Annotated in this window: 11 protein-coding genes and 1 tRNA gene; all 12 read left to right on the top strand. The window is 46.9% G+C overall.

From position 1 onward, the window contains the following. The first annotated feature begins 101 nt into the window (after positions 1-101). The 12 genes from ybgC to ACRJJO_RS17925 all read left to right on the top strand — a co-directional run bounded on the left by ybgC (position 102) and on the right by ACRJJO_RS17925 (position 9,022). Positions 102-506, top strand: coding sequence for a tol-pal system-associated acyl-CoA thioesterase (gene ybgC / locus ACRJJO_RS17980; protein ID WP_431067004.1), 405 nt, complete (start codon positions 102-104; stop codon positions 504-506). Further along, positions 496-1,173, top strand: a complete 678-nt coding sequence (gene tolQ, locus ACRJJO_RS17975) for a protein TolQ (protein ID WP_431067003.1) — start codon at positions 496-498, stop codon at positions 1,171-1,173. Before ybgC ends, tolQ begins: the two co-directional genes overlap by 11 nt. Beyond that, positions 1,170-1,598 (top strand): protein TolR, encoded by a 429-nt coding sequence (tolR, locus tag ACRJJO_RS17970; RefSeq protein WP_431067002.1) that lies wholly within the window; start codon positions 1,170-1,172, stop codon positions 1,596-1,598. Before tolQ ends, tolR begins: the two co-directional genes overlap by 4 nt. Positions 1,599-1,604: 6 nt before the next feature. Continuing rightward, positions 1,605-3,071, top strand: coding sequence for a cell envelope integrity protein TolA (gene tolA / locus ACRJJO_RS17965; protein WP_431067001.1), 1,467 nt, complete (start codon positions 1,605-1,607; stop codon positions 3,069-3,071). Between the two features lie 485 nt (positions 3,072-3,556). Next, positions 3,557-4,849 (top strand): Tol-Pal system beta propeller repeat protein TolB, encoded by a 1,293-nt coding sequence (gene tolB, locus ACRJJO_RS17960; RefSeq protein WP_431067000.1) that lies wholly within the window; start codon positions 3,557-3,559, stop codon positions 4,847-4,849. Between the two features lie 87 nt (positions 4,850-4,936). Further along, positions 4,937-5,542: a peptidoglycan-associated lipoprotein Pal gene (gene pal / locus ACRJJO_RS17955; protein WP_431066999.1), complete on the top strand. Its 606-nt coding sequence runs from the start codon at positions 4,937-4,939 to the stop codon at positions 5,540-5,542. Next, positions 5,542-6,360 carry a tol-pal system protein YbgF gene (ybgF, locus tag ACRJJO_RS17950; RefSeq protein ID WP_431066998.1) on the top strand — a complete coding sequence of 273 codons (819 nt, stop codon included), beginning with the start codon at positions 5,542-5,544 and terminating at the stop codon, positions 6,358-6,360. Before pal ends, ybgF begins: the two co-directional genes overlap by 1 nt. Before the next feature lie 2 nt (positions 6,361-6,362). Then, positions 6,363-7,004: a 7-carboxy-7-deazaguanine synthase QueE gene (gene queE / locus ACRJJO_RS17945; RefSeq protein WP_431066997.1), complete on the top strand. Its 642-nt coding sequence runs from the start codon at positions 6,363-6,365 to the stop codon at positions 7,002-7,004. A gap of 5 nt (positions 7,005-7,009) precedes the next feature. Then, on the top strand, positions 7,010-7,687 hold the full coding sequence (gene queC, locus ACRJJO_RS17940) for a 7-cyano-7-deazaguanine synthase QueC (protein WP_431066996.1): 678 nt from the start codon (positions 7,010-7,012) through the stop codon (positions 7,685-7,687). A gap of 50 nt (positions 7,688-7,737) precedes the next feature. After that, positions 7,738-7,813: transfer RNA gene (locus ACRJJO_RS17935), tRNA-Lys, on the top strand. Between the two features lie 458 nt (positions 7,814-8,271). Continuing rightward, positions 8,272-8,652, top strand: coding sequence for a hypothetical protein (locus ACRJJO_RS17930; protein ID WP_431066995.1), 381 nt, complete (start codon positions 8,272-8,274; stop codon positions 8,650-8,652). Between the two features lie 187 nt (positions 8,653-8,839). Beyond that, positions 8,840-9,022 carry a hypothetical protein gene (locus ACRJJO_RS17925; protein ID WP_431066994.1) on the top strand — a complete coding sequence of 61 codons (183 nt, stop codon included), beginning with the start codon at positions 8,840-8,842 and terminating at the stop codon, positions 9,020-9,022. Positions 9,023-9,065: the final 43 nt, after the last annotated feature.

Here is a 9,065-nt window from a genome sequence, read left to right as displayed (position 1 = left end):
CTATTCACTATTCACTATTCACTATTCACTATTCACTATTCACTATTCACCGCTCTCGTTCATGCTTTTGCATCTCAAATAGTCCCTAAACAATCATCCCTATGCAAACATTCAATTGGCCAGTTCGGGTTTATTATGAGGATACCGATGCCGGAGGCGTCGTTTTCTATGCGAATTATTTGAAATTTTTCGAGCGGGCGCGAACCGAAATGCTGCGCTCAATGGGGTTTGAGCAAGATCGCTTGATCGACGAGCAAGGCATTATTTTTGTTGTACGCTCGGTTCAGATCGATTATTTAATGCCCGCGCGCTTTAACGAGCAAATAAATGTCAGCGCCGTAGTGACTTTAGCTAAAAAAGCCAGTCTAATATTCGAGCAAACCATTACCCGGGGGAGCGATGTGTTATGTACCGGAACGGTGCGTATCGCTTGCTTGGATTCCAAAAACATGAGGCCCAAAGCCATACCTGACATTTTATTAGAGCCATTACATAATGAATGCTGATTTATCCTTGTTCCATTTAATTAAAGAAGCCAGTTTTATTGTTCAACTGGTGATGTTGATCTTAGTTGTCGCGTCAGTTGTTTCTTGGACTTATATTTTTTCGAAAACTAGGGAACTTGCTAAAGCAGTCGATATCGCGGATGAATTTGAAGAAGAATTTTGGTCGGGTGTCGAGCTTAGCGATTTATACAAAAGACTAACCGATGCCGATTTCGAACCGGAAGGCATCGAGAAAATTTTTCTGGCGGGTTACCGAGAGTATTCGAGAATGCGGCAAAAAGCCGGTATTGATCCCGAAGTTCAAGTCGAGAATGCGCAGCGCGCGATGAAGATTGAGTTAAACCGGGAGCTGGAAAGACTCGACGAACATTTGCCTTTTTTGGCGACGGTCGGATCGATTAGTCCGTATGTCGGTTTATTCGGAACGGTTTGGGGAATCATGAATTCATTTCGTTCATTGGGTAATGTGCAACAAGCAACTTTGGCTCAAGTCGCTCCGGGCATTGCCGAGGCATTGATAGCCACTGCGATGGGTTTGTTTGCAGCTATTCCTGCTGTAATTGCCTACAACCGTTTTGCCAGTCGTTTGGATCGTTTGATCGGGCGGTATGAACTCTTTATCGATGAATTTGTCGTTTTATTGCAAAGGCAGGCGCACAGTCAATGAGCAGTAGACAATCAGGCCGCAGAAAGCCTAAAGCCGAGATCAATGTCGTTCCATACATCGACGTGACTTTGGTGTTGTTGATTATTTTCATGGTGACTGCGCCGATGCTTCAGACCGGGGTCGAAGTCGATTTGCCTCAAGCAGACACCGAGGCTGCAGAGCAGCAAAACGATCCGCCGGTAATCGTGTCTATCGATCGCGAAGGGCGTTTTTATGTGGATATGGCAGGACAGGAAAGTCAGGTGATGGGGGCTGATGAAATGACAGCCACGGTTGCCGATGTGCTTAGGGATAAGCCGGCAATACAAGTATTTATTCGAGGCGATCAGTTTGTCGATTATGGCAAGGTTGTCAGTGCGATGGCGGCCTTAAAAAATGCGGGAGTCCCCAAAGTAGGATTAATGACACAACCTTATCAGCATTAAATACGTATGATTAGTAAGCGTAAATTAACCGGGCCTTTTATCCTGGCCTTGGCTCTGCACGTTCTGCTTCTTGGCGTATTCATGCTGAGCTTCGATTCGAAATCTCCGGTGTTTGAGACAGGTCCTGAGCCCGAGATTATTGAAGCGATGGTGATCGATGAGTCGTTGATTCAGGCTGAGGCGGAGCGACTGGAGAAACAGCAACAAAATAAACTTTTCGAGTCGCAACGCCAAATAGAAGAGGCTCAGCGGCAAGAGGACGAAAAGCTTAAACAACAGCAATTGGTCAAGCAGCAAAAAAAAATGGCTGCCGAAAAACTAAAGGCCGAACAATTAGCCGCAGAGAAGCGTAAAGCGGAAGACGCATCCAAACAAAAAGCCGAAGCCGAACGTGTCGCGTCCGAGAAACGCAAAGCCGAGGAAGCGGCGAAACAAAAAGCGGCTGCGGAGAAGGCAAAGGCTGAACAATCGGCCGCAGAGAAGCGTAAAGCGGAAGAAGCCACCAAACAAAAAGCCGAAGCCGAACGTGTCGCGGCCGAGAAACGTAAAGCCGAGGAGGAAGCGGTGAAACAAAAAGCGGCTGCGGAGAAGGCAAAGGTCGAACAATCGGCCGCAGAGAAGCGTAAAGCGGAAGACGCAGCCAAACAAAAAGCCGAAGCCGAACGTGTCGCGGCCGAGAAACGCAAGGCCGATGAAGCGGCGAAACAAAAAGCGGCAGCGGAGAAGGCAAAGGCTGAACAATCGGCCGCAGAGAAGCGTAAAGCGGAAGACGCAGCCAAACAAAAAGCCGAAGCCGAACGTGTCGCGGCCGAGAAACGCAAGGCCGATGAAGCGGCGAAACAAAAAGCGGCAGCGGAGAAGGCAAAGGCTGAACAATTGGCCGCAGAGAAGCGTAAAGCGGAAGAAGCCGCCAAACAAAAAGCCGAAGCCGAACGTGTCGCGGCCGAGAAACGTAAAGCCGAGGAAGCGGCGAAACAAAAAGCGGCTGCGGACAAACTAAAGGCCGAACAAGTGGCCGCAGAGAAGCGTAAAGCGGAAGAAGCAGCCAAGCGAGAGGCCGAGCGGTTATCGGAATTAGCTAGACAACAAGCAGAAAAATTGCGACAGGAAGAAGAGGCTAGAAAACAAGCTGCAGCTGCAGCCGAAGAAGCTAGAAAACAAGCCGAAGCTAAACGTCAGCAAGCACTTGCTAGTGCGAAAGACGACGCAAAGAAGGCTATTGCCTCTAAAGTTGAAAGAGGTTGGGTTAGACCATTTTCATCGCAAGGCCAACTCAAGTGCACTATCAAAGTCAAATTACTTTCAGATGGTACTGTAATGGAGGCAAGAGTTGTTTCGAGTAGTGGGGATGCTGCTTTTGATCGTTCAGCCGAGCTAGCCGTTAGAAAATCTTCACCATTACCTATACCCAGGGATAGAGAATTATTTAACAAAGAATTCAAGGAATTCAACTTTGACTTTGAGCCCCATTGATATTCAAAGAACCAATGGGGTAGGTATATAGTGTATGTAATTGTTCACGCCCCTTATCGTTTTCACGCAGAGCGCTTGCTGTTATACACAAGTATAAATAACTTAGTGTGTAAAAAAATGGTGGCCGAGTGCTAAATTGTTGTGTTGTTCGGAAAGGCTATTGGTGTTTGAGCGTTATTGGCTTTCCCTAACCTAGCGTTAGGTGAGGGACGACGAAGGCGTCGCTCCCACAGAGAGCGGCGGACGCTATGTGGGAGCGATCCCCAGATCGCGATTTCGAGGTCGGGAGTGTTAAGTAACAATAAATGGTATCGAGGTCTCATTGGCTAGGATTGCAAAAGGGTAATTTTTGACTTATGTATAACGATGTGCGCAGGGCGTGGGAACGATAATTGCCGGGGGCTGAATAGTTACTAGTACAGGATTTAAATTGTTAGAAGCCGAAGATGGGTAATATCCTACTTTATGTAGAAAAAGGGGTAAGAGTGTTTAATTTGATAAGAAAAATTGTTCTATTGAGCTTTATTGCATTGTATACGTCAGTCACCCATGCGGAGTTGACAATACAAATTACCAAAGGCACCGAAAAAGCGATGCCGATCGCGATCGTGCCGTTTGGCGGACAAGCGGGGCAGGCAGCCATTCCGGTCGATATCGCCGAGGTTGTGGATAACGATTTAAATCGTAGCGGTTATTTCGATACCTTGCCGCGCAAGGATATGTTGACGAAGCCGGCAACACCGGAGGAAGTGCGCTTCCGTAATTGGCAGGTATTGGGTCAAGACTATTTGGTGATCGGTCAAGTCATACCGGAAGGCGGAAGGTATAATATTAATTTTCAGTTGTTCGATGTTTATAAAAACGAACAAATGCTGGGTTATCGGATGACGGTTCCGAGTAACGAACTGCGTAAATCGGCACATCACATAAGCGATCTTTTATTTGAAAAGCTGATCGGTAAGAAAGGCGATTTTAGCGGACGTATTGCCTATGTTACGGTCAACAAAGAGCCGAATGGAAGAAAAAAATATAATATGGAAGTCGCTGATTCCGATGGCTATGGGCCTAGGGCGGTAGCGGCTTCCTATGAACCGATTATGTCTCCGGCGTGGTCTCCTGATGGAAGGATGCTGGCTTATGTATCTTTTGAAAGCAAGTCGTCAGCGATTTATGTGCAAGAGCTGGCAACCGGTAAACGGACCCGAGTGGCCGATTTCCGGGGCATTAACGGCGCGCCGGCCTGGTCTCCGGATGGTTCTAAGTTGGCGTTGACGCTATCGAAGGATGGTAGTCCCGATATCTTTACATTGGATTTATCCTCGCGCTCGCTGACTAAATTGTCTACCGGTTATTCGATCGATACTGAGCCTGTATGGTCGCCTGACGGCAACCATATCGTATTTACGTCCGACCGCGGAGGTAAGCCGCAACTGTATATGATGCCGGCGCGCGGCGGTCAGGTAAAACGATTGACTTTTGATGGCGCATATAATGCGGGAGCGTCGTTCTCAAGCGACGGTAGTAGTTTGGCAATGGTTCATGGCAACAAAGGCGATTATCGCATAGCGGTGATGGATATGGGGTCGAGAACAATTAACGTGTTGACTGGAGGGCCTTTGGACGATGCTCCGAGTTTTTCGCCGAACGGCACCAAAATACTCTATGCCACGAAACAGGGTGGGAGAACAGTTTTATCGGTCGTATCCATCGATGGTAGAATGCAACAAAAATTAGTACTTAACAGCGGTGAGGTGCGTGAACCGGCCTGGTCGCCTTAGCCCGGCAAATGTCGCCAACGGACAATCTGTTGGAAATTAACAAATTATTGTAATATTAGTGGCTTATATTTTTGGAGAAGCACTTAAATGAAATTGAATCAATCAGTCTTGGCGTTGGCAATTGCGGCTGCATTATTAACGGGCTGTAGTTCGGATGACGAAACGGCTACCGATTTCATGGACGGAACGCAGGGAGGTACTGCCGATGCGAGTCTATCCGGTTATGGCGATGGGTCGGGAATATCCGGCTCGGAGACCTATGGCAGTGGCAGTGGCAGTGGCAGTGGTTACGGTAGCGGAAGTGCCGAGTATCCTAACGCGTTTTTAGGATCCGAATTCAGCGACCCGTCGAATCCATTGTCGAAAAGCACGATTTATTTCATGTACGACAGCAGTCAGGTACAGCAAGATTTTATTCCGGTGATAGCAGCGCACGCACAATATTTGCTGTCGCATCCAACTAGACGATTGACTTTGGAGGGACATGCCGATGAGCGAGGTTCATCCGAATACAATATTGCATTAGGCGAGCAACGAGCCAAGTCGGTCGCTAGAATGATGAAAGTTCAAGGTGTATCGGAAAGCCAATTGCAAGTCGTTAGTTACGGCGAAGAAAAGCCGGCCGTTGACGGGCATGATGAATCAGCTCATCAACTGAATCGTCGTGTCGAATTGCTTTACCAGGGTCAATAATGAAATTACGCCTGCTGTTATTGTTATCAATTAGCGGTAGCGTATTCGCGCAAAGAATGCCGTTACCGCCGGTGGTCGATAACGCCGCTTATCCAGCCGCTGTTGCCAACGCCCCCAAACCTTCGGCCGCTAGTACGCTCTATGAAATACTGGGCCGCGTCGAACAATTGCAAGTCGAGGTTCAGCAATTGCGTGGACAAGTGGAAGAGCAGGCGTATACGATCACCGAGTTGAAAAAGCGTCAAAATACGATTTATTCCGATTTGGATCAGCGACTTCAAGCTGTTGAGAGTGCGGGAGTTGGCGCTCAATCCATTCCGGAAACAGCGACTGAGCCGGCTGCGACACCACAATCTACACCTGCAGTTGCGCCAGTGATACAGCAACCGCAATTAGTCCCGTCAAAACCGGAACCGGTAAAGCAGGCAAGTATCGAGTCCGAAAAGCAGCGTTATCAGCAGGCTTATGAAACTTTGAAAAATGGCCATTACAGTAACGCCATTTCCGAGTTTAAACAATTTTTGACTGATTATCCGGCGGGAGAGTATTCGGATAATGCGCAATATTGGTTAGGCGAGGCTTATAAGGTGAGCCGCGAAGTCAGTTTGTCGCGCGAAGCATTCAATAAGCTCATTTCGAATTATCCGAATAGCCCGAAGGTGAGAGACGGCTTGCTGAAGCTCGGCTATATCGAATTAGAGCAAAATAACATTGCCAAGGCGCGTGAATATTTTACTCGTATTACCGCAACCTATCCGGGCACGACAGCCGCTCATCTAGCGGCCAAAAAATTACAGCAACTAAATAACAATCAGTAAACGTGTCCTCGTTAAAAATCACTGAGATATTTTATTCGTTGCAAGGTGAGTCCAATACTGTCGGCTTGCCGACGGTTTTTGTTCGCTTGACCGGATGTCCGTTAAGGTGCGTCTATTGCGATACAGCCTATGCCTTTAGCGGCGGCGAAAGGATGTCGATCGATGAAGTCATCGATCGAGTCGGCCAATATCGCACGAAATACATTACTGTGACCGGCGGCGAGCCTTTGGCTCAATCCGCTTGTCTCGAGTTAATGAGTCGTTTGGCCGATTTGGGTTATCAGGTCTCGATTGAAACTAGCGGAGCGCTCGATGTGTCGAGTATCGACGATCGCATAGTTAAAGTGATGGACTTGAAAACGCCAAGTTCAGGCGAGCTTCACAGAAATCTATTCGATAACATTGAGTATCTGAAAGCCAACGATCAGGTGAAGTTTGTGATCGGCGATGACCATGATTACCAATGGTCGAAGGCCATCATCGATCAATATGGTTTGGACCGGCGCTGTGAATTATTATTTTCACCAACGATGGGGCAGCAGGACCCAAAAGAACTAGCCGAAAAAATACTGAGCGATAATTTACCGGTCAGATTCCAGATTCAGTTACATAAACTGTTGTGGAATGACGCGCAAGGGCGTTAAGAATCATGCAAAAAAAAGCGGTCGTTTTATTATCCGGCGGATTGGACTCGATTACTGTATTAGCGCTTGCCAAAAAACAAGGTTACGCCTGTTATGCGCTGAGTTTCGATTACGGCCAAAAACATAATGCTGAATTGCATGCAGCCAAACGCATAGCGGCGGAATACGGCGTTATCGATCATAAAATTATTCATATCGGGTTAAATGATATTGGCGGTTCTGCCTTAACAGATAGTCACATCGCCGTACCCAGTTCGTTGCAGCCAGGCATACCGGTTACTTATGTTCCAGCCAGAAATACGATTTTTTTATCGTTTGCGTTGGGATGGGCGGAAGTCCTGAATTCAAGGGATATTTTTATCGGCGTGAATGCAATCGATTATTCCGGTTATCCCGATTGTCGGCCCGAGTTCATCAAAGCTTTTCAATCGCTTGCCGAATTGGCAACCAAGGCTGGTGTCGAAGGCGGGCATTTTTCGATACATGTCCCATTGATCGAAATGAGTAAAGCGGATATCATACGCACCGGTTCGGAATTAGGCGTCGATTACAGCCAGACCGTATCGTGCTATTCTGCGGATAAATTCGGTAATGCTTGCGGCGTTTGTGACGCATGCAGGCTTCGCAAGGCGGGTTTCGAGTTGGCAGGAATTGAAGATCCGACTCGATACCAAAATAAATAAAAAAAGAGTTGCACAAAGCCGAAATATCCTTATAATAGTAAATCTTTGTTGGGTCGTTAGCTCAGCTGGTAGAGCACCGCACTTTTAATGCGATGGTCGTGCGTTCGAATCGCACACGACCCACCACGAATTCAAAAAAACCAGCTATTTAGCTGGTTTTTTTATGCCTGCCGTTTTTGTTTTAAAGTATTTCCTGATTACGTATAACTCTCAACCAGATCTTGTAGCTCTGAATAAACGTCATGTTGGTAGGGAATGCCGACATCCAGTATACAAGCATGTCAGTATTCCATTCATACATCCATTTGTTGCCATCCTTGTCGCCTGGACCTCGGCACAAATCCGTCTGGAACGGATTTGCGTTGACCCGAAGGGCATTGGGCAGGATAGCCCAATGTGAATCCATGCCGGAATGACGAAGCGCCTAAGACCGTCTGACTTTTTTCTAGGCACTTATTTTCTATCTCCGGGGAAATGTTTTAGGTTAAATTTATACGCCTATAAAGCCTGATCGCGATTGATCAAATAACGTAGATTAAATTAATACCGCAACTATTTAGCTAAGAAACAAGAACGGTGTCATCATGCCTAGATGCTGGATTATTGCCGGTCCTAATGGCGCAGGTAAAACAACCTTCGCGTTGGAATATTTACCGAAAGCGGCAAACTGCTCCCATTATATTAATGCCGATTTAATTGCGGCAGGGTTGTCGCCATTGGCGCCTGAACGAGAATTGATAGCAGCCAGTCGTATTTTCCTGCATGAGATTGAAACGTGCATCAAAAAGAGCCAAGATTTTGCCTTTGAAACGACTTTATCGGGGCGAACATATTTAAAATTGATTAAACGTCTGCTCGATGCAGGTTGGCAGGTCGAATTGATTTATCTGGCCCTGCCTCCGTTGAAATGTCGAAAGCGCGTGTTGCGGAACGTGTTAGGCATGGTGGGCATAATATTCCGTTAAATGACATCGAACGTCGGTTTTCGCGCAGTTTGAATAATTTACTGACTGAGTTCAGTCAAACGGTAAACAATTGTTTATGTTTTATGAATAGTGGGGACGAACCTGTGTTGGTGTTTGAGCAGAAAGGTGAACAACGCAATATAATCCACGATAAGTTTTATCGTCTTTTTATAGATGTGGTCGCGTTATGAATACCGTCAGAAAACAACCCTCTGAACAAAGCAGAATTATTCTCGCTTCATTAAAGGAGGCGGTCGGCAACGCCTTGGATAAAAAACGTCGGCTAGGTCAATACGCTGTCGTTTGGGAGAATGGTGAGTTGGTCTATAAAGGCGAGGATGCGCCAAAAGTGGAGCGCAAACAGAAATAGCCTGACTTTTCACTAGGATTGTCGTCGACTGATGTCGATAGTC

The sequence above is a fragment of the Methylotuvimicrobium sp. genome (genome assembly GCF_050611805.1).
In the GTDB taxonomy this organism is placed as follows: Bacteria; Pseudomonadota; Gammaproteobacteria; order Methylococcales; family Methylomonadaceae; genus Methylotuvimicrobium.
Note: the sequence above shows the minus strand (reverse complement) of the source record. Positions and strands in the feature narration are given on the sequence as shown.